Annotated in this window: 18 protein-coding genes; 4 read left to right on the forward strand and 14 right to left on the reverse strand. The window is 54.1% G+C overall.

What is annotated here, in order from left to right:
* Positions 1-93 precede the first annotated feature (93 nt).
* The gene (locus LOY35_RS11115; protein WP_258632457.1) at positions 94-1,503 is read left to right on the forward strand and encodes an MFS transporter; all 1,410 of its coding nucleotides are present in this window, start codon (positions 94-96) and stop codon (positions 1,501-1,503) included.
* Between the two features lie 33 nt (positions 1,504-1,536).
* On the opposite strand, the gene LOY35_RS11120 is transcribed toward LOY35_RS11115, so the two are convergent.
* The 5 genes from LOY35_RS11120 to LOY35_RS11140 form a co-directional block, all read right to left on the reverse strand.
* Entirely contained in the window at positions 1,537-2,913 is a 1,377-nt protein-coding gene (locus tag LOY35_RS11120; RefSeq protein ID WP_258632459.1) for an FAD-binding oxidoreductase, read from the reverse strand.
* Positions 2,914-2,947: 34 nt separating this feature from the next.
* Positions 2,948-4,285, reverse strand: coding sequence for a D-serine ammonia-lyase (locus tag LOY35_RS11125; protein WP_258632461.1), 1,338 nt, complete (start codon positions 4,283-4,285; stop codon positions 2,948-2,950).
* Between the two features lie 89 nt (positions 4,286-4,374).
* Positions 4,375-5,130 (reverse strand): class II aldolase/adducin family protein, encoded by a 756-nt coding sequence (locus LOY35_RS11130; protein ID WP_258632463.1) that lies wholly within the window; start codon positions 5,128-5,130, stop codon positions 4,375-4,377.
* Positions 5,131-5,331: 201 nt separating this feature from the next.
* A complete protein-coding gene (locus tag LOY35_RS11135) occupies positions 5,332-6,111 on the reverse strand; it encodes a class II aldolase/adducin family protein (RefSeq protein ID WP_258632465.1) in 780 nt (259 codons plus the stop codon).
* A gap of 73 nt (positions 6,112-6,184) precedes the next feature.
* Entirely contained in the window at positions 6,185-6,700 is a 516-nt protein-coding gene (locus LOY35_RS11140; RefSeq protein ID WP_258632466.1) for a VOC family protein, read from the reverse strand.
* A gap of 329 nt (positions 6,701-7,029) precedes the next feature.
* On the opposite strand from LOY35_RS11140, the gene LOY35_RS11145 reads away from it, so the two are divergent.
* Positions 7,030-8,661 carry a GMC family oxidoreductase gene (locus tag LOY35_RS11145; protein WP_258632468.1) on the forward strand — a complete coding sequence of 544 codons (1,632 nt, stop codon included), beginning with the start codon at positions 7,030-7,032 and terminating at the stop codon, positions 8,659-8,661.
* Between the two features lie 74 nt (positions 8,662-8,735).
* On the opposite strand, the gene LOY35_RS11150 is transcribed toward LOY35_RS11145, so the two are convergent.
* From LOY35_RS11150 to LOY35_RS11170, 5 genes are all read right to left on the reverse strand, one after another.
* Positions 8,736-9,350, reverse strand: a complete 615-nt coding sequence (locus LOY35_RS11150; protein ID WP_258632470.1) for a transcriptional regulator — start codon at positions 9,348-9,350, stop codon at positions 8,736-8,738.
* Between the two features lie 142 nt (positions 9,351-9,492).
* On the reverse strand, positions 9,493-10,611 hold the full coding sequence (locus LOY35_RS11155; RefSeq protein WP_258632472.1) for an aminotransferase: 1,119 nt from the start codon (positions 10,609-10,611) through the stop codon (positions 9,493-9,495).
* Between the two features lie 42 nt (positions 10,612-10,653).
* Positions 10,654-11,616 (reverse strand): ornithine cyclodeaminase family protein, encoded by a 963-nt coding sequence (locus LOY35_RS11160; protein WP_258632474.1) that lies wholly within the window; start codon positions 11,614-11,616, stop codon positions 10,654-10,656.
* An 83-nt stretch (positions 11,617-11,699) separates the two neighbouring features.
* Complete coding sequence (locus LOY35_RS11165) at positions 11,700-12,476, reverse strand: ABC transporter substrate-binding protein (RefSeq protein ID WP_258632476.1); 777 nt, start codon at positions 12,474-12,476, stop codon at positions 11,700-11,702.
* 117 nt (positions 12,477-12,593) lie between these two features.
* On the reverse strand, positions 12,594-13,733 hold the full coding sequence (locus LOY35_RS11170) for a succinylglutamate desuccinylase/aspartoacylase family protein (RefSeq protein WP_258632478.1): 1,140 nt from the start codon (positions 13,731-13,733) through the stop codon (positions 12,594-12,596).
* A 341-nt stretch (positions 13,734-14,074) separates the two neighbouring features.
* On the opposite strand from LOY35_RS11170, the gene LOY35_RS11175 reads away from it, so the two are divergent.
* Entirely contained in the window at positions 14,075-14,296 is a 222-nt protein-coding gene (locus LOY35_RS11175; RefSeq protein ID WP_258633562.1) for a fumarylacetoacetate hydrolase family protein, read from the forward strand.
* 39 nt (positions 14,297-14,335) lie between these two features.
* On the opposite strand, the gene LOY35_RS11180 is transcribed toward LOY35_RS11175, so the two are convergent.
* The 3 genes from LOY35_RS11180 to LOY35_RS11190 are packed head-to-tail and all read right to left on the reverse strand — an operon-like array spanning position 14,336 to position 17,775.
* Positions 14,336-15,166: a sulfite exporter TauE/SafE family protein gene (locus LOY35_RS11180; protein ID WP_258632480.1), complete on the reverse strand. Its 831-nt coding sequence runs from the start codon at positions 15,164-15,166 to the stop codon at positions 14,336-14,338.
* A 3-nt stretch (positions 15,167-15,169) separates the two neighbouring features.
* The gene (locus LOY35_RS11185) at positions 15,170-16,846 is read right to left on the reverse strand and encodes a bifunctional protein tyrosine phosphatase family protein/NAD(P)/FAD-dependent oxidoreductase (protein ID WP_258632481.1); all 1,677 of its coding nucleotides are present in this window, start codon (positions 16,844-16,846) and stop codon (positions 15,170-15,172) included.
* Between the two features lie 44 nt (positions 16,847-16,890).
* A complete protein-coding gene (locus LOY35_RS11190; protein WP_258632483.1) occupies positions 16,891-17,775 on the reverse strand; it encodes an MBL fold metallo-hydrolase in 885 nt (294 codons plus the stop codon).
* Positions 17,776-17,969: 194 nt separating this feature from the next.
* Between LOY35_RS11190 and LOY35_RS11195 the strand changes: the two genes are divergently transcribed.
* Positions 17,970-19,286 (forward strand): sigma-54-dependent Fis family transcriptional regulator, encoded by a 1,317-nt coding sequence (locus tag LOY35_RS11195; RefSeq protein ID WP_258632485.1) that lies wholly within the window; start codon positions 17,970-17,972, stop codon positions 19,284-19,286.
* 104 nt (positions 19,287-19,390) lie between these two features.
* Here LOY35_RS11195 and metC read toward each other — a convergent pair whose 3' ends face one another.
* Entirely contained in the window at positions 19,391-20,560 is a 1,170-nt protein-coding gene (gene metC / locus LOY35_RS11200; protein WP_258632487.1) for a cystathionine beta-lyase, read from the reverse strand.
* Positions 20,561-20,589: the final 29 nt, after the last annotated feature.

Here is a 20,589-nt window from a genome sequence, read left to right on the forward strand (position 1 = left end):
ATTCGATGGGGGTGTCGTCCGAATTTGTGCCTGGGCGATGCGCATCAGTCGAGCTGCGTCGTTCAGTGGTTACTTCTGCGGAGCGTTAATAAGATGAATAAAAGAACCAAGCTGTCGCGTCCCGTCAATTATCTTTTTTATACCCTCGGTGATTTATCCAGCGGCATTTATGCCGTCGCGCCGGGCATTCTTCTGATGTTTTACATGACCAATATCCTGGGCATTTCCGTTGGCATCGCTACCGCCGCTACGGTTCTGCCAAAACTGGTCGACTTGCTCGCGAGCCCGCTGGTCGGCGGCATGTCAGATCGCACCTGCACGCGCCTGGGGCGTCGCCGTCCCTTCATTTTATTCGCCGGCCTGACCTTGCTGCCGACGTTCTTTCTGATCTGGGCGGCTCCCACAAGCTCGCCGTTGGTGTCGGCCATCTTTGTGGCTTTGATGTTCAGCCTATGCTCATTTTGCTTCGCGACCTTTCTCGTTCCCTATTGCGCCCTCAATACCGAAATTGCTGCGACCTATCAGGAGGGTACTGCGCTCACCTCTTATCGAGGCGTGTATTCAATGTTGGGGTGCCTGTTGGCTGGTGCGGGAGCCCCGTTGATTGTTGAATTATTCAACGGTGGGAAAGCCGGTTATCTTGCGATGGGCGCTATCATGGGCGCCATTATGTCTCTGTGTATTCTGGTTACCTTTTTTTCGTCGAAAGAGCCCGTTCGCAAATCTGTGACGGAGAAATTAGACACGTCGCAGTTGTGGTTCGCGCTTACCCATAACCCCCCATTCCTGATCTTGTGCTCGGTTTGGCTGTTGCACATGTTGGGGGCCGGTGTGGTCACGGCCGCTCTGGCTTACTACGTGACGTATGTGTTGAACCAGGGCGTGGAGTTTCTTTCATTGGTGTTCCTTCTCTCATTTGGCTCCTCGGTGCTGGCCATACCCCTGTTTCTCTACTTGGGAAAACGGGTGAGCAAGTATGGTGCGTTCTCGACCGCACTCTTCGTGTCGACCATTGCCGGGTGCGGTTATATTCTGCTTGATGCTTCAACGCCGGTGGCTATCGTATTAAGCGTGGTGATACTTGCGGGGATGAGTGAAGGGGGCAACCAGGTCTTTTCCTATTCAATGTTGACCGACTGCATCAGGCAGGGCGATAGCCGAGCTGACAAGCAGGCCCCCGAGGCGCTGCTGAGCGGCATCTTCATCGCGATGGAGCGTCTTGGCTTAACGCTCGGGGCCTTGGTCACCGGTGGGCTATTGGCGTTCACCGGCTTGATCGAGACGCAGGAAGGCGTTACCAGGCAGCCAGACTCGGCAGTGCTGGCAATTACTTTGGCCGCTTCGCTGATACCGGCGGGTTTGAACGCGCTGTCACTGGTCATGCTGTGGTTCTACCGGGGATTTGACCGGCGTGTCGCAGCGAGCGCCGCAGAAAGCGACCTACGAATAGAAGAGTTTGGGGGGGATGTCGCGGGCTGTTCCGCGACACGGCCATCGGCATGACGATATCGAGGGGGCGTCCCCTCGATTGAAAAGTTATACAGATTCTTCGGGATCGAACCCCATACCTAATTTTGCGGCTTTTCTTCGGACGCCGTAACGCAGTACGGATGAGACGCTTTGGACGATGAAGGGAGTCATCGCGCGTGGCGGCCAATTGGACTTGTCGCGACGGATGAGCCAAGCCTGTGTGTCCGCGCTTTGCCGATCTAATGCCAGGTCTGCCAGTGTCTGTCCATTACGTGCGCCCAATGGCATCCCGTGCCCCCAGCAGCCATTGGCATACGATATCCTCGGGTCAGAAAGCACGCCTATGTGCGGAATATAATCCCGGGTAACCGAGATAGGCCCGCCCCAACTTTGCGTGGTGGGCACGCCGGCCAGGTTCGGAAAGAACGCCGCCAGCTGTTTCGGGCCGTTGTTCATAAAGCCAGTGCTGATTTCCGGCGACATTTCATTGCCGGATGGCGCATGGGTGTAGTAACCGCCCACGTACAAAAGGCGGCCGTCCGCGGTGGGGGCAAACGAAAAAAACAAGTCCGACAACACATTAACGCCGCAGCGTCTTGCCCAACCCAATTGCTGCCATTGACTTGGCGATAACGGTGCCGTCACGTTCGCGTAGACCATGATTGGCGTTTGATTGCGTTCAAATGCAAAGTCCTTCAGCCCATCCAAAAGATGTGAGTAGGCATTGGTCGCAATCACCAACTTACTGCAACGGACAACGCCGCGCCCCGTACGCACGGTGATATGCGAGACGTTGCGCTCAATACTCGCGACCGGGCTGTGCTCATAAATATTGGCGCCCAGCGTCATAGCGGCCTGTTTTAAACCGCGAATGAATTTTAGCGGGTTAAATTGCCCGCCACGCCGATCAAATATCGCTGAGCCAAAATGCGCGCTGTTAAATTCAGCGGCGATATCACGTGCTGAAATTGACTCAAGAAACCGGTCTTGACCGATGCTCTGACTGAACTTCATATAGCTATTCAGGTTTTCATCGCCCTCAGATTCAAGCCCCATCAACAGATAGCCGCTGGCGCTGAAATCACAGGCTATGTTGTGCTCGCGCGTCATGGTTTCGATGACGTCGATGCCCTCATGTGTATAGGTATGGAGCTCGCGAAGTTTATCCGCACCATAGCGTTTAAGCTGTGCCCTGAAATTGTTATCCCCGACGGCCACAATCATTTGGCCTGCGTTGCGGCCGCTGGCTCCGTAGCCGATGACGTGCCCTTCCAATAGCGCGACCGAGACGTGCGGATCTTTTTTACGCAGGTGATAAGCGCTGGAGAGTCCGGTCACGCCACCACCGATTATGCAAACATCGGCCGTTATACATGTGCTCAGCGCTTCGTTGGGTACATAGGGTTCAGCTGAATTAAACCAATAAGATAGATTGCCATGCATGATCTTGGCGTCCTGAGTCACTCTTTAATAATTGTTAAGCTGACACTTTCATCGTCAACCTGGCGCCGCGCTCGACAAAGGCCTGATATTCCTCTTCCGGTACATAAAGCCCTCCGGTTGTCCACACGATATGACAGGCGTGTTCCAGATAATCAGAGAGATGATGACGTGCGCAGTAAGCTTGCCCTTGTCGTGATGACTCAAGCCAGTTCGGCCCGTCAAATCCTGCAGCGGCGGAAGGTTCAATGCGCAGTGAAACCTGCGCGACGGTATACAAATGCTTGAATAAATCGTCGTCCTTTACCGTGAATATCCCTGAAACAACGGGGCGCATGATGTCTACCGCGTGCTCGGACGCGCGAGGCACCGCCAGCCCGTCAGCTTCCGTGCGGTTGTCCAATCCAAACGAATAAACACTTGGGTACTGGCCGTTTTTATCCAGCATCGATACCAGAAAACAGGATGAGGCGATGGGTTCGGCGAAAAAGCAGTGCGCGTTCGGGCCAAACACATGGGCCAAGCCGAAGGCGATACCAGCAGGCGCTCCGCCTACACCACAGGGCAGATAAACGAAAAGTGGGTGTTGTTCATCCACCACCACCCCGTGCGCATCCAGCTGTGCTTTCAGCGCCAGGGCTGCGGCGCTGTAACCGATAAATAACGAAAGGGAGGACTCGTCATCCACAAAATGGCATTTTTCATCGTTGAGCGCTTCGCGGCGTCCTGCCGCTACCGCCATTGCGTAATCGCCTTCATGTTCTACAACCGTGACGTTGCGTGTTCGCAGACGCTGTTTTTTCCATTCCTTGGCGTCGGCGGACATATGCACCGTCGCCCTAAACCCCAGTGCGGAAGCAATGACGCCGATGCTTAAGCCCAGATTGCCGGTAGAACCGACCGCAATCTGGTGTTCACTGAACAGTTTTCGTGCGGCCGCCGTGGTGATGCCTGTGGCATCGTCGGGTGTGATAAATCCATGCTCAAGGGCCAACCGTTCGGCGTATTCAATCACTTCATGAATACCGCCACGGGCCTTGATGGAGCCCGCCACGGGAAGGCCGTGGTCAGCCTTCACATACAGTTGCCCTGAACGTGGGGACTTGAGAGCCGCCTGCAACCCGGGTGTCAGCAGCAGAGGTGATTCGATAACCCCGCCAGACACTACAAGCTCGGGGAACAGTGACAGCAGGACCGGGCGAAAACGTGTGAAACGATCCACTGCCTGCTGGATATCGTCCATGCCGATGGCGCGCCCGCCCCAGGTATCGCCTGGTAAGCCGAGCGCGCCTCTATTTCCGTTAGTCCACAGCTGTGGTTGCTTATCGCGTATGGCATCAAGTGCAGTTGCATCGTCTGCTGAGAAGTCGTTCATACCGTTATCCAAAAAACGCCCGGTGCCTGATTGGCTTGTACCCATCAGGCGTGGCTGGTCAATTACCCCAACATAGTTGCGGCTTCGCTTCAGGCATCGTAACCAGGGTTCGCCGCGTTTATTTTTCGCAGAAGGGCGGGCCACACGAATTTTCCGCCCAAGCCCGAGGTTTGGGTTTTGGCGGCTGCCATCGCGGTGTTTTCAATGGATTGCGGGATCATGATCAATGCACCGCCGGCCTGCGCCGACAGTTGAATCTGGCAAGCGGTTTCCATTACATACATGTGCATGAATGCATCGGCGATGCTGGCGCCCACCGTGAGCAAACCGTGATTGCGAAGGATCAGGAATTGATTGTTTCCCAAGTCGGTTTGCAGTCGTGGTTTCTCTTCATCATGTAGCGCTACCCCTTCATAGGCGTGATAACCCAGCGAGCCGAGGACGAACGTTGACTGTTGTGAAATAGGGAGTAGGCCGCATTGCTGGGCACTGACGGCAATCCCTGCACGGGTATGGGTATGCAAGACGCACTGAGCGTCGTCGCGCGCGGCGTGAACAGCACTATGGATTACAAAACCTGCTCGATTCACTTCAAATGGCGATTGACCAATCTTGTTGCCGTCTTGATCTATACGGATCAACGAGGACGCGGTGATTTCCTCAAACATCAGCCCATAGGGATTTATCAGAAACTCGTGCGCGGTCCCGGGGAGGCGGGCGCTGATATGGGTGAAGACCAGGTCTGTCCAGCCATAGAGCGCCACGAGCCGGTAGCAGGCCGCGAGATCGCAGCGCAGCGCCCACTCTTCAGGACTTACGCGGTCTTTGAGTGATTGAATTTGCATCTGGGTATTCCTGCAACGGTCGGCCCTGAACGCTTTCGGTCAAACACCGTGTACCCGACAGGTAGCTGGGACGGTGTCCGCTTTGACATCACTGAGCGCTTTTATAGTGAATTAGAAGCAAGTCGATGGCGGGGTGTTTCAAAGCGGGCAGTGTTATGGCCACCCGCCGTGAAGCCAGGATTTGCTCTGAAGGAGACGCCGTCAGTCCATGAAACTCGGGTCAAGTTTGACCAGTTTACGAAGCAAGCCGTCCCATGGATCGGTTGTTCCTTCCCCCTGGCTGATACGGAAAAGCTCGTACCGGAAACTTTCCAGCATGGGTTCAGAGAACTTGATCAACTCGCCGTTATTCGCGCTGCTCGCCAGTAATTGAACGCGGCAAGCCTTGCGTACGTTGTAATGGCGCAAAAATGCCATTTTCGCTAGGGGACCCAGGGTGACCAGACCATGATTTCGCAAAATCAACGCGTTATTGGTTTCGCCCAGCGCACGCTGCAGCGACGGGATTTTGTCCTCGTAGGTTTCCACCCCTTCGTACGAGTGATAGCCGAGACCATCGGCCATTGCGAAAGCTGCCGATTGAGAGATCGGCAGTAGGCCTTCGGCATTGCAGGCCACGGCGGCGATCAAATCGTCATGGGTATGTATGATGAAATTGGCGTCCGGGCGTACTTCGTGAATGCCCCGCATTGGGTACCACGTAGTGGGAACGATCTGGAAGGGTGTGTCGGAAACGATCTCGCCCTGAAGGTTGATTTTGACCAGACTCGAAGCGGTTATTTCTTCGTAGAGAGGGCCGGCCGGGCTAAACAGAAAGTGCTCGCCAACTCTTGACGAGACCAGTTGCATCGACAAGTCATCCCATCCCATCAATGGGATAAGTCGATAAAGCGCAGCCGTTTGCACACGGATGTCCCATTCCTCGTCAGACACCTTCCCTTTTAGGGAGGGGTAGGAGGTATCACCGATTGTCAGCATCATTTTCTTATTCTCCGAAGATTTATGATTCGACGAGTTCCGGTCCGGCGCTCGCCAGGTGTGAGGGTTGGAGGGGTCAAAACTCAATTGAGGCGGGCTCGCCGTTCCAGGCGTGTGCTTGGGATTTCATGTATGAAAAACCGGCCTGTACCTCGGGGGTTTGTTTGATCAGTTCCAGAACAGTACCGCCGGCCTGATCGCTATTGAAAAACACGGTTTCAACGCCTATTGCCGAAATCATCCGGTGAAATGGGGAAAAACCCTGGCTTGTCAGCGTGGCGGTATCCGCCTCGAGATCCTCAGTCAGCACACCCATGTGTTGCATGCCGAAACCCTGCGCGTCCACGTACTCCTTGAACGGCGAGGGGGCGTCGTTGTGTTGCTGCACCAGTTCAATTTGCAACTCACCCGTGAACGCAAAGGCCGCGCTGATATCGCAATCGGTAGGGGTGCCTCGGTACGTCTGCTGCGCGTACTTCGGGTGACGCGTGATAAAAAAAGGGCCTACGCCCAGCTTGTTCCAATGCGCCACGGCGCTGTCGATGTCCTCTACCACGTATGCGATCTGCATCACTGGACCGATTCTGTTCACCTTGTTAACTCCCATGTCTTCGTTGTGTGTGAAAACGGTTGTTAGTCAGGTTTTACCAGAATGTGATTGCCTGGGCAAGCGTGCAGATAACACGCCGTTCGAGAGGGTTATGGTGCTTAAATTGGTGCTTGTTTGGGTTTTATGCTTGGGAAAGCGGTATGGCTCGGTTAGCATAAGGGTTGTTTTAATGCCTTATAGTTGACTAATGTCTAATTATTGCGGCAGTCTGTTGACGACGGGTGGCTGCCTGGTGCTGACGTTTTCAGCCCACCAAAGTTTTCATCACTCATAAGAACAATCACAAACACTATGAGCCGGGAGCGTGCCAAGTGAGCCAAGATCAGCAGGGGCTGGAGAAGTTTGACTATGTCATTGTCGGCGCGGGATCGGCGGGCTGCGTTTTGGCCAATCGGCTCAGCCGCGATCCCGCCAATCGGGTCCTCCTTCTGGAGGCCGGTGGTTGGGATAAAGACCCCATGATCGGTGTGCCCGTGGGCATACAGCCTATGACCGCCAAGCAGTTGCATCGTTGGAACGACATGTCGGAGCCGGATGCCGGCCTCAATGGCCGCAGGAATTACGTTCCCCATGGCAAGGTGATCGGGGGCGGATCATCGATCAACTATATGGCTCACACACGCTGCCATCCCTCCGACTACGATAGTTGGGCTGCGAACGGGGCAACAGGGTGGAGCTACAGCGAGGTGTTGCCCTTTTTCAAGGAATGTGAAGCCTGGGTGGGCGGTGGAGATGCTTGGCGGGGTGACGCGGGCGAGTTGGGCGTGATCGCCGGCAAGCTTGATGACCCTGTGTATGACGCCTGGTTTGCCTCCTGTCGAGCGCTCGGTTACCCGATAACCAGCGACTACAATGGTGAGAAGCCTGAAGGCATGGGCGTGCTGCAGTACAGCATCAAGAATGGCCAGCGGTCCTCGGCGGCCAAAGCTTTTTTACACCCGGTACTCGCACGCCCCAATTTGACCGTGCGAACCGGCGCGATGGCGAGCCGATTGCTGTTCGACGGTAAGCGCGTCATCGGCGTGGAGTATCTTTCACAAGGTCGGTGTTGTGTCGTGCTTGCCGCCCAGACAGTGTTATGCCTCGGCGCAATCAATACCCCTCAGTTACTGATGCTTTCGGGAGTGGGGCCGGCAGAGCACTTACGCTCGATGGGCATTCCAGTTGTCGTCGATCTCCCCGTCGGGAAAAACCTGCAGGATCACCTGGCATTCTCGGTCATGTGGGCGCGAAAAAAACCTGGTGCGCTCCATCGTTCGTTGAGGCTTGATCGAGCACTGATCAATATGATCCGCGCGATTGCGTTTCGAAGCGGCCCGTCGTCCTCGTTGCCTGGTGTGATCATTGGGTTCATCAAGTCCCGTGCATCGCTGAAGCAGCCTGATTTGCAACTTTATATCCAGCTCCCGCCGCCGGAAGCGGATGCCTGGTTTCCAGGATGGAAGAAGCCTTATCAGGACTGCCTGCTGGTCAAGGTCCAATTGATGAGTCCTCAGAGTCGGGGCGAAGTCACTCTCAGGTCGCTGGACCCGAATGATCGCCCGCGCATTTCATATAATTCATTGTCCGCGCCGGCGGATATCGAAGTGATGCGTGAAGGCTTCAAGCGGGCCTGTGCGCTGTTGAGTACGGACGAGTTGAAAATGTATCGCAGCCAGCGTCTTTTACCGGATCGTGCGCTCAATGATGATGCTGAGATTGATGCGTTCATTCGGGATCAGGCGTTTCAGCAATACCATCCCGCCGGTACCTGCCGGATGGGCAATGATGAACGAGCGGTGGTCAATTCGGATCTGAGCGTGCGAGGGCTGGAAGGGCTCAGCGTAGTGGACGGGTCGGTCATGCCAACACTGATCTCAGGCAATCCCAGCGTACCGATCATGATGATTGCGGCCAAGGTGGCAGCGATGTGGATGAGCGTAAAGAAAGAGTTCTCTCTTTAGGCGTCCGTAGCTTTTCTCAGGCAATCCATCCGGCTGAATTGCGTCTGCTTAAGGCTACTTCATTTATGCGTCCATCATGGTCCATCACGCAAGCGCTTCAAATACTTATAAACAGTGGCCCTACCCATCGACAGGACATTGGCGATGTAGTCGCTGGCGCTGCGGCCTTCGAAAGCGCCTTCAGCGAACAAGGCTTCGACCAGTAGGCGCTTATCGTTGCGCGTCAGTCCTTGCAGGGACAGGTTACGGTCTTTAAGCCAGGTGTGGAGGAAGGTATTGATCCGCTCCTGCCAATCGTCACGAAACAAGGCCTCGGGTTGCGGTATCAGCCGGCCAGGCTCGAAGAAATTATTCAAGGCGTCGCGGGCCATTTCGAGCACGCTGAAGTTCATGTTGATGCATAAAAGCGCTTCCGGCTCACCAGCGTCATCTCTCAGGACGCTCGTGATGGAGCGGATACGCTGTCCATTCCAATTGAGCTTTTCGTAAGGGCCGAGGTTATCAAGCGCCTCGAAATCGCCCGGTAGTTCGTGCAGTGCGGAATCGTCTCCAAGCTGTCGTTTGGAAATGTTGTTGGCGATGTGGACGATGGTCTGCGTTTTTATGTCATGGATGATCACTTCCGCATGAGGGAAGTAGAGCATCGCGATGCCGTCGGCAATGGCTTTGTAATTGGCGAGTTTTTTCATGCTGGGCGATCGCAAGATATCCGTTTAAAGGGGGAATGTAGCAGTTGCCCGCAGTGACTACGAGCCGTGACGCGTAAAGCCTGGGGGAGCTTTCGCAGCGAGCCCTGCCTGCGCCGGATGCGCAGGCAGAGTGTATACGCAGTCACATCCTGGCGAGGAACTCCGAGACCTTGTCCAGGCCTTCCTTCAATACGCTGAGGTTATTGGCGTAACCAATGCGCACATACCCCTCGATATCCAACGCGCTGCCCGGCGTGAACATCACTCCTTTGCTTTCCAGCAATTGGACGCACAAGTCGCGAGAGGACAAGTCGACGTCAATCTTGAGTAAGGCCGTGGTGCCCGAGTTTGGCTTGATATAGGAAACCTTGGGCTCTTTCGCCACCCATTGATCCAGGTACGCCAGATTAGTGCGGGTGATTGCCTGATTGCGTGTCAGAATCTTGTCTTTGTTTTCCAGTGCGATGCAGGCGAAGTAATCATTGAGCATCCCTACGCTGATGGTGTTGTAGTCGCGATGGATGGAAACACGGTGAATCAGCTCGACGGGACCGACGATCCAGCCCAGCCGCAACCCTGCCAGGGAGAAGGCTTTTGACATGCTCGCCGTGCTGATGCCTTTTTCGTACAGGTCGGCTACGGAGACCGTGACACCGTCGCCGTGCTGATCAATACCGCGATACACCTCGTCGCTGAGGAGATAGGCACCGACCGATCGGGCAATCGTCACGATCCGTTCGAGCATGGCTCGGTCCATCAGTGCCCCGGTGGGGTTGTTGGGGTTGTTGATGGCGATCACTTTGGTGTTTGGCCGCACCAGTGCGCGAAATTCCTCCAGGTCGGGCAGAAACGCGTTTTCTTCGCGCAGATTAAGAATCGAGACGTCGGCGCCGTAGCTTTCGGGAATCGAATAATGCTGCTGGTAGGTCGGAGCGACGGAAATCACGTGATCACCCGGTTCAACGAGGGTTTCGTACACCAACGCATTTGCCCCGATGGCACCGTGGGTAATAATGACGTTGTCCTTGCTTTGGCGCGTATACAGCGCCGCCACGTTATCGCGCAGGCGATCGGAGCCTTCGATGGCTCCGTACGTCATTTTCATCGGTAGCAGTTCGGCGAGAATGCTGTCTTTCTTCCCTGCCATCTCCAGCAGTTGCTCTAGGGTCAATGACTCGACGCAGGTTTCCGCCAGGTTGTAGGCGCATTTTGTTTCGTAGGCGTTCATCCATATTTCAACGCCAAATTCTTTGATTTTCATATCGGAGCCTGCGGTTTGAGGAGGGTTGGTTTTGAATGGCGCTTAACGTTGCGTCAGCGTTTTGTACAGTTGCAGTGCAACGGCAACGTCTTCCAGGCCCAGTCCGATGGAGCGAAAGAAGACATGACGTGCATAGGCAGGCAAGGGAGCTGTCGAGTTTGACAACTCAGCCAAGTCACCGGCCAGATCTAGTGCCGACCATAGTTTGCGCTCCGCGGCGATCACCATCTCACCGGCGGCCTGGGGTGTTGTCTGTCGGTAGTCGCAGTACACATCCATTTTGGCCAGTGCACCGGGATCAATTTCATGGGCGCGCAAGGCGTTGGTGCTAATTGAGGTGATCAGGGTCGGCTGGCCAAGCGTATCGATGTTCAATACGGGCTTGGGCGAGGATGTGCAGAGCATCACTACGTCCGCGTTGGACAGGGCCTGCGATTGCAGTTCGCACACGCTGATGCGCGGGTCGAGTGCCAGGATCGCCTCGCGTTGCTTATCCTCTAGGGAAGCTATGCCTAGGGAATAGATGGAAATTTTCTCCCATGGCCTCAAGTGTTTCACTGCTTCAATGTGCGCAAGTGCGATCGGGCCGCTACCGATCACCGCCAGTCGCTTGCAGCCTTTGGGGGCGAGGTAGTCAATGGCCAGTGCGGTGGTGGCTGCGGTGCGCAAGGTGGTGAGCAGGCCCGCGTCGGCAATCAGCAACGGCGCACCGGTCTCCATGGACATCAGTATCGACCAGGCCGTGACGAGCGGTTTGCCCTCGGTTTTGATGTAGGGCGATGTTTTGATGCCGTAAACCTTTTGATCACTCATGACACCTAGGTAATTGATGAAATCACCTTGGCCATTGGGAAAATCCACTTGTTGTTGCGGGGGCTGTACGGCGGTGCCTGCCGCCAGTGATTCAAACAGGCTGCGCATCGCAGCCGTAATGTCCAACTGGGTCAGCATTCCCTTCACGTCAGGTGCTTGAAGAATGAAAGGCGTATCAGGAATTCGCGACATAAGTGCTGCTCTCCAAGGCGTTCACAGCAAGTGAACGCGATGTCAGGATGGGCGTTGAAAAAGGGTGATTGATGGGAAGTCAGCTATTTCCCATACACGTCGAAGTCGAAATACTTGGCATTGATAGCTTGATAGATACCTTTGGCTCGGATCGACTTGATCGCCTCATTGAAACGCTCGACCCGTAACGCATCGCCTTTGCGCAACGCGATGCCGATGCCGTCTCCGAAATAATTAGGGTCGGTCAATTGCGGCCCGGCGAAGGCAAATGCTTGGCCTGTAGGGAGTTTGAGGAACGATTCGCTAAGGATGATCTGATCAGCCACGGTGCCATCCAGACGGCCGGCGTTCATGTCCAGATAGATCTCGTTTTGCGAGGTGTAGCGCACGATCTCGACACCTTTTGGCGCCAGCACGTCGGTGGCGAAGCGATCATGGATACTCGAACGTTGCACGCCGATGCGCTTGCCCTGCAAGCCGGAGAGATCGTCGTCTATCGCTACACCTTTTTTCATCGCCAGCCGCGCGGGGCTCTGGTAATACTTATCGGTGAAATCGACCGATTTCTTGCGCTCTTGCGTGATCGACATTGAAGAGAGGATTGCGTCTACTTTTTTTACTTTGAGAGCAGGAATCAGCCCGTCGTACTCCTGTTCGACCCATACGCATTTGATCTGCATTTCGACACATAGCGCGTTGCCAATGTCGTAGTCAAAGCCGGTAATTTCGCCAGTGGGAGATTTGGATGCAAAGGGCGGGTAGGCCGCTTCGATGCCGATTTTCAACGGCTGGTCAGCAGCCTGGGCGGTGGACAGGCCCAGGGCCAATGCCAGGGCGCCGTACAGGAAATGCATGCTCATTTTTTCGTGCCTCTGATTGATTGTTGGTGTTATTGGGTAAGCGACACAGCGCTGCTTGCCAAGGCAGTTTCGAAGTGAATGGTGGTGGTTTTGTCGACAGGTGTGCGCGCCTGTTTTTTAGAAATCCTTCATCAACTGCCCAGTAATGCGACCGGGGAGAGGGGCAGTGCCGGCGGCCATACCGATACGCTGTCCTGCGCGCACCAGCCTGATGTGGTGCCTAGCCACCAGAATTCCCTGCACAGGGCTCAACACTGGTACGCGCGGTGTACCCAACTGCTGGTCCAGCGGCAGTATTTCGGCGATGACTTCACCGCGCGTCACGCTTGAACCAAGGGTCGTTTTCCAGGCGATAACGCCGGTGGCGCTTGCTTCTAGATGAGCAACACCTTCCAGCGGATAAACAGTGACCGTGTCGGCGTTGATAGGCGGCTGCGCCTCGTTACCGGCCAGAATCAAGCCTTCCGAACGCAGGAAGAGGAGTAGACCCTGAGCGTCCTGCCAGGCGATTTCGTCTTCTACATCGCTTTGGCCGCGTAGCTCGACGGTGGCGGAGAATCCCAGGTGCTCGGCGTCTACCAGCGCTTTGCCATACAAGGCTTTCCAGGCTTTGGAGTAGGCTTCATCCAGGGGAAAGCCGCCGGCATCCTCCTCAAGGAACACGGCTTCGACACCCATGCTGGTAGCGAGACGTATGGCGCGTTCACGCTGAATGAGATTGGCGTAAATATGCAGAATGCTGGATGTGTCGCAATGTAGGTCGATGAACAGATCGTGGTGCAGCGCTTCGTGCAACAGCAGATGCTTGTTGGCGGCTACTGTTTCGGCAGGCACTGCATTGCCCAGTGCACTGAGCAGCAAGGACTTCATCGCTTCGGTGTCGTTGTGTGCAGGACGTGCTGTGGCCAGCACACTTTCAAGCCTGGTGCTGATGTTGGGAAAGTTGCGGTTGAAGTTTTCGCCATTGGCCAGATTGAAACGCCCTGGCAATTGGCCGAATACCTGTTGGCCCAGACCTACGGGATTGGCGAAGGGGCGGATGACGATACGGCCGTTCAACCGACCTTCCAGCTCCAGTTGATGGAGCTGTACCAGAAGATGCTGGATCACCAACAGCCCAGGGTGTTCGTCGGCGTGCAGTCCGGCCTGGATATAGGCACTGCGCTGACCCTGGCCGCCGCTGAACGTGTGCTTGTAGAGCGTGTGCACCACGCCGGGAGTTTGGGAGGGCAGGGTAATTGCTGCGGTATCGGCCATGACTGTGCTGCCTGATCATATTATTTAAGTCTACAATGGACTTATTGTCTATTAGTCGCAAGCGGCTTGTGGTGTGCCGTCGCATATCAGCCAAGGATCGGCGTATGTACGACAATTGGTCGAAATCAATAGCCACTTAGGCGCTTCATCGCTGCCCTGCGTAGACTGACAGGCAGAAGCTTGTCGGGTGAGCGCAGCAGGCAAGGACGCCAGCTGTCGACTTCCCAATGAGCGTGCCGCCGGTTCTGCACTCACACCAAGGGTCTGGCTGACCCGTGCTGGATTGGGGCGGGATAAAGGCAAGGGCTGTGACATTTTTCGACCCGACCGGCCCTTGGCTGGTGACCCGGGGTGAGGTCCTTGATCCGAAAAATTTGAACGTGTGGCTGGAGCTCAATTGCTTGCGGCGCCAGATCGGCAACTCGCGAACCATGATTTTCTCGGTCGCTCAAATCGTCATATGTTGGAGCTGTTACATGACATCGCAGCTCGGTGATGTGATTTGCATAGGTGCGCCGCCGTGTGGGAATGAAGCCGCAGCCGCAGCCGCCATGTCTTGGTGACGAAATCCGCCTTGCTGAGATTAGAGTTACTTTGGATTGTCATGATCGCAAACCTAAACCGAAGACACTGGCTCCCAGCATGATGGCAGCAACAATTCCGACGATCGAGAACGCTTGTTGTAAACGAGGAACGGCTAACTTATGAGCTATCTGCCTTCCGGCGACCAGCCCTAAAACCGCACCGACGGCAAACGGTACCGCTGCCTGCCAATACATGACGCCGCTAATCGCCGCCGCAGTTACTCCACCGATTGAAACCAAGGCAATGACCGCAAGAGACGTTGCGACAACACTTTTCATTTCGAGATTGGTGTATCGCATCAAGGCGGGAATAATAACGAATCCCCCTCCGACGCCTAATAAGCCTGACAATAAACCTGACACAAACCCGGTTAACGCCAATACCCGAGCGCAGGGTAAAGTCCAGCGTAACCGTCCCTTTGCCGGATTCAGCACGCAGGGCAATACCTCGCCTCGCGGAGCTGCGCCGCCATTACGGATTTCCCGGGTTGCATTGCGTAGCATGCGCACGCTTGCGTATACCAACACTATCGAAAATACCAACGCGAGTGGCTTATTGGGAACGCGCTGCGCAAGGTGTAAACCTATGGGTGCAGCGACGATACCAATCGACGAGATGAAAGCGGCTGCCTTATAGCGAACCACTCCCTGCTTCAATCCCAGCACGGCACCCACGCTCGCCGCCAACGCTACAGCTAACAACCCGACCGGGGCCGCCTGAGTCATGGATAAACCGAGTCCGAAAACTAATACCGGAATGGCGAGGATTCCTCCGCCTGCGCCGGTCATGGCCAGAACACCTCCAATGACCGCGCCAAGAACGACGGCCAGCATGCTGTGCTCATCCATCTTTTAACGCTCCGTCTGACTTACTTGCGAGTCAGCGAACCATTCACGTCCTTTCAGCATGCAGTGCCAGTAGAACGGCGGGAGAATTCTCTCTTTAAGAAACCAACTCAAACGAGAGGGTTTGCGCCCATCCACAAACCAGGTAGCAAACGTCGGCGCCAGCTTTCCGCCATAGAGAAACTCGGCCAGGACAACTTTTCCACGCTCAACCGTCAGAGGGCAGGAGCCATAGCCGTTATACGTAGCTTGAGCCTGCTTCATCCCCAGGCTAACCAGGACATTGTTCGCTACGACCGGCGCTTGTTTACGTGCAGCCGCCATGGTTTTCGCGTTTGTGGTATTCACCACATCTCCCAATGCCCAAACATTGGAAAATTTGCGGTGAGCCAAGGTCGTTGGATCAACGTCGACCCATCCCGCTTCATCCACTAGCGGGCTTGAGCGAATAAAGTCAGGAGCAACCTGCGGGGGCACGACGTGGAGCATGTCAAACGACTCAATCACGGTCTGGGTGTTGCCATCTTTATCGGTGCATTCGAAAGTTGCCCGTTTGTTGGGGCCATCCACGGCGACCAGCTTGTGGCTGAATTTCAAGGCGACGGAATATTTTTCCATGTACGACATGAGGGCAGGGACGTAGTCGGCCACGCCGAATAGCACGCCGCCGGCATTGAAAAACTGCGTCTTTATCTGCGCTTGGCGATCGTTTTTCAACCAGTGATCGCATGAGAGATAGAGCGCTTTCTGAGGCGCACCCGCACACTTGATTGGCATTGGCGGCTGCGTAAAGAGGGCCTTGCCTGATTTGAGTTCCTGGACAAGTTTCCAGGTATAAGGCGCAAGATCGTAGCGATAATTAGAGGTTACGCCATTGGAGCCTAATGTCTCAGTCAGTCCTTTGATAGCTGACCAATCGAGCTTCAAGCCAGGGCAGACGACAAGCTGGTCGTACTGAATAACTCTCCCTCCATCGAGGACGACTGCATTGGCCTGTGGGTCGAACGCAGTTACCGCTGCTTTGATCCACGTCACACCTCGAGGCATGACAGAAGCCATCGTCCTTACAGTAGATTCAGCCTCGAAGATGCCTCCGCCGACCATAGTCCACCCAGGTTGATAGTAGTGCGCGTCAGCAGGGTCGATTAGTGCGATATCCAGATTCGGTTCTCGTGACTTCAGGCTGGCTGCGGTGGCAACGCCTGCAGAACCGGCACCAACAATGACGATTTGGTGGTGAGTTGTAGCCATTGCATTGATGGTGCGTCCACCATTGCTGATTCTGCGCATAATTGAAGAAACATCCACCTGTGCGCTTTTGGTTCTTGCGAGTATGACGGACAGACTCTGCTTGCCTGCTTCAGAGAGCGCCCACAGCATCGCCGCCCGGGTGCCAGTTCTACAGTAGGCAACCACAGGTCTTGGCGCTTCCTTTAAAATTTCGACGAAGGAATCTACCGTTTCATCAGCGATGGCCGATGCTTGGGTGGGCAGGTAGTGAAACGTCATGCCTTCTGCTTCGGCTGCTTGGCGGATCGTTACATGTGTTGGCTGATCGGGTGTCTCGCCATCCGGCCTGTTGCAGATGAGAGTACGAACTCCGAGCTCAGCCAGTTGCTTCACATCGACCACGGTGAGTTGCGGCGCAATAGAAAAATCCGAACTTAAGTTATAAGTATTCATATTATTTTCCGTTGATAACTACGCAAGGTTAAAGCGTTAAAGCGTTAAAGCGTGTTGAGTGGTATTTTCAGATAGCGGATGCCATTCGTCTCTGGTTCTGGCATGTTTCCGCCTCGCATATTAATTTGGACGGATGGCAATATAAGAACTGGCATATCCAGTGTTGCATCTCGTTTTTCTCGCATGCTCACGAATGTGTCTTCGCTTGTACCTTCGCGAACATGAATGTTCTCCTGCTTTTGTGCTTTCACACTGGTAATAAACGCAAGAGGTCGACCATTGGGACGGTAATCGTGGCACATGAAAATGTTGGTTGATTCAGGAAGCACCAAAATTTTATGTATTGACCGAAAGAGTGTTCTGGCGTCCCCTCCTGGGAAGTCGCACCTTGCTGTGCCGTAATCGGGCATGAACAATGTATCACCCACGAACGCGAGACCTGCTTGTTCATCCTGGATAAGATAGGTCATACAGGCAGGTGTGTGCCCAGGTGTATGTAACGCTTTGGCGGTTAAACTACCGATATGAAATGTATCGTTGTCATCAAACAAAATATCAAACTGGTCGGAACCGCTTCTGAGTTCTTCTTCCGTATGGAACAAGTGGCTAAAGACTTTTTGAACGTCTTTTATTCTGATTCCAATGCCTATCTTGCCGCCTAGCCGTTGTTTCAAATATTGTGCGGCAGTGAGGTGGTCGGCATGTAGATGAGTCTCGAGGATCCATTCAACGGACGCGCCCAGCTCCGTCACGCGCGCAACGATTCTGTCGGCGGATTCAGTTTTTGTGCGGCCCGATTTCGGATCGTAGTCAAGCACGCTATCGATGAGCGCACACTGCATGGTTGAGCGGTCAAGCAACAGATAGCTGAACGTCGATGTCGCTTCGTCAAAGAATTCTTCGACCAATATTTTTTCGCCGAAATACATTAGATAGCTCCTGAATAGCTGCTATGTCAGCAGTCTCAAGATCTATGCCAAAACAGGCGCTTTCGGTAGCCGCTCTAAGCCGTGTGATTGCGGGGTGTCCGATATCCAGAGATTCATATCTGCCATTTATTTTGGCAGTCATATGGCAGTCTGTGGCAGTATCTGGCAGCAGGAATACTGTTCGGGAGAAGATTATGAGTAGTGGGCTAATCGCTTCGAGCAATGTAGATGTTCAAGCGTTGATTTCTTACCTTGAGCATGACGATCGACCCACCATCGTCCTGGATGTCGAGTACAACGTCATTGCCTCCAACAAGGCCTATCAAAGGCATTTTGGTGTTGAGGGAAAACCACACGTTGGCTCCAAATGCTTCAAGGTTTCGCATGGCTATGCCGTTCCCTGCGATCAGGCGGGTGAGCTTTGTCCAATGCGAAAGGCCTTTGATAGCCATGCTGCGGAAAGGGTACTGCATATTCACCACACTCCCCGGGGGCCAGAACACGTTGATGTTGAGCTCCGTCCCATTTTGGATCGCCAGGGCCAGGTGGTTGCTTACGTTGAAAGATTGATCACCGTAGACATAGCGTCTGCGCAGCCGCAAAAGCAGGGGCTAGTGGGCGTGTCGCCGTCTTTTAAACAGGCGTTGAGCGCGCTGCAGCGAGCGGCGCCTTCCCCGATCCCCGTTCTTTTGCAGGGGGAGTCGGGAACCGGTAAAGAGCTGTTCGCTAGGGCACTCCATATGGGTAGTCCGCGCTCAAAGGCACCTCTGGTTGTAGTCGACTGCACTGGCCTTTCAGAGTCGCTGTTCGAGAGTGAATTATTTGGCCATGAAAAAGGAGCATTCACAGGCGCGCTCAGTAAGAAAATTGGGCTTGCAGAGGCTGCGCATGGCGGTACGCTTTTTCTGGACGAAATAGGCGATGTGCCTCTCTCCATGCAAGTCAAATTGTTGCGTCTAATTGAATCGGGCAGTTTTAGACCTGTGGGTAGTTTACGGACGATCCATTCCGATTTCCGTCTCGTTGTTGCAACTCATAAGCCTTTGAAGGATATGGTTGAACTTGGCACTTTTCGCGAAGACCTCTACTACAGAATCAGTGCTTTCCCTATAACGCTTCCGCCGTTGAGAGAGCGTATAGACGATTTGCCGCTGCTGATAGAAAGTCATCTAAAACGAATTGCACCTAGCAGTCGGGCTGAGATTGACGAGGAAGCATTGAAGCGCCTCTCGCTGTATTCATTTCGGGGGAATATCAGGGAGCTAAAAAATATTCTTGAACGGGCGCGTCTGTTCAGTGAGGACGGGATTATACGGGAAAGAGATTTGCCTACGAATGTGACTGGTCACGTCTCCCAGTACAAAAAAACTAATAAAAATAGCAAGTTCCTAAAAAACCTTGCCCAGGTGCTTAATGGGTTCGAGGGGTCACGAGCAGATTTAGCCAAAGAATTGGGGATTAGTGAACGAACGCTTTATCGTCGAATTCAAGTGTTAGAAGGAAATAGATGAGTCTTATCGACGAGCAGTGTCGAAGATGTTTATCTTGAGATAATACCTTCGGGCGGACAAGCAAGCACAGCCCAATTAAGGACTGTGCATAATTAGCTTGAAGATTAGCCGCGTAACCTATTGGATTTCGCAAAGCCCTGTTCGAGGTCTTCGATCAGATCAGATGGGTCTTCAAGACCAATATGCAGCCGCACAAGGTGCCCATCAATTTCCCAAGACGTCGCAGTTCTGACGGGTTTGGGATCTGCGATCATCGCCAAGCTTTCAAAACCGCCCCAAGAGTAGCCAATTGAAAACAACGATAGGCTATCCAAGAGTGCATCTGCCGCTGCTTGTGTGGAAGGTTTGGTCACGAAGGACAGTAAACCTGATGCTCCTTTAAAATCCCTTTTCCATAACTGGTGCTGAGGGTGAGACTCTAATGCAGGATAATAAACTGCTTCCACTTCCTCGCGTGTCTCCAGCCACTTGGCGACAATCGTAGCGTTTTTGTAATGACGTTCCAGTCGCACATCTAGCGTCCTCATCCCTCGAAGCGCCAGCGTCACGTCATCTGGACTAGCAAACAGGCCCATGTTGAAATGGAATTGCTTGAGGCTATCCCACGCTCGCTTGGAGGCTGATACGGTGCCAAGAACGGCATCCGAGTGACCGACGATATATTTCGTTGCGGCCATGATGGATAGATCGACACCGAGTTCCAGTGATGGAAAGTAAAGCGGGGTACCCCAAGTGTTGTCTGCAATAACCAGGATGTCATGCTCATGGGCAACCTTGGCTATCGCAGGGATGTCTTGTATTTCCAGAGTCAAGGAGCCAGGAGATTCGGTATAGATGGCTTTAGTGTTTGGTTTGAGGAAATCTACGATACCGGCACCAATTGTCGGGTCGTAAAACGAGACCTCGATTCCAAGGCGTTGACCCACCTGCTCACAAAAAGCCCTTATCGGCGAATACACGTTGTCGGCAATAAGTAGGTGATCCCCAGCTCCCACCACCGACAGTATGGCAGTCGTACATGCGGAGAGCCCTGAGGGGCAAAGAACCGTGCCTTCCGCTCCCTCCAGCTGCTGGAGGGCCTGAGTCAATGCTTCCGTCGAAGGGTTGTTCCAACGGCCATACGTATATTTTTGGCGTCCCTCGCGCATCGACTCACACGTAGGGAACGCCACAGTGGAACCCCGGTAAACCGGTGTATTCACGAAGCCATGATGCTGATCAGGCTCGATAGAAGCGTGGGCGAGTAGGGTTTGTACGTTTTTATATTTTTTCATACCGGCTTCCAATCCTTGCGTTTGGTGAG

The organism is Pseudomonas sp. B21-028 (assembly GCF_024749045.1).
Taxonomy (GTDB): domain Bacteria; phylum Pseudomonadota; class Gammaproteobacteria; order Pseudomonadales; family Pseudomonadaceae; genus Aquipseudomonas.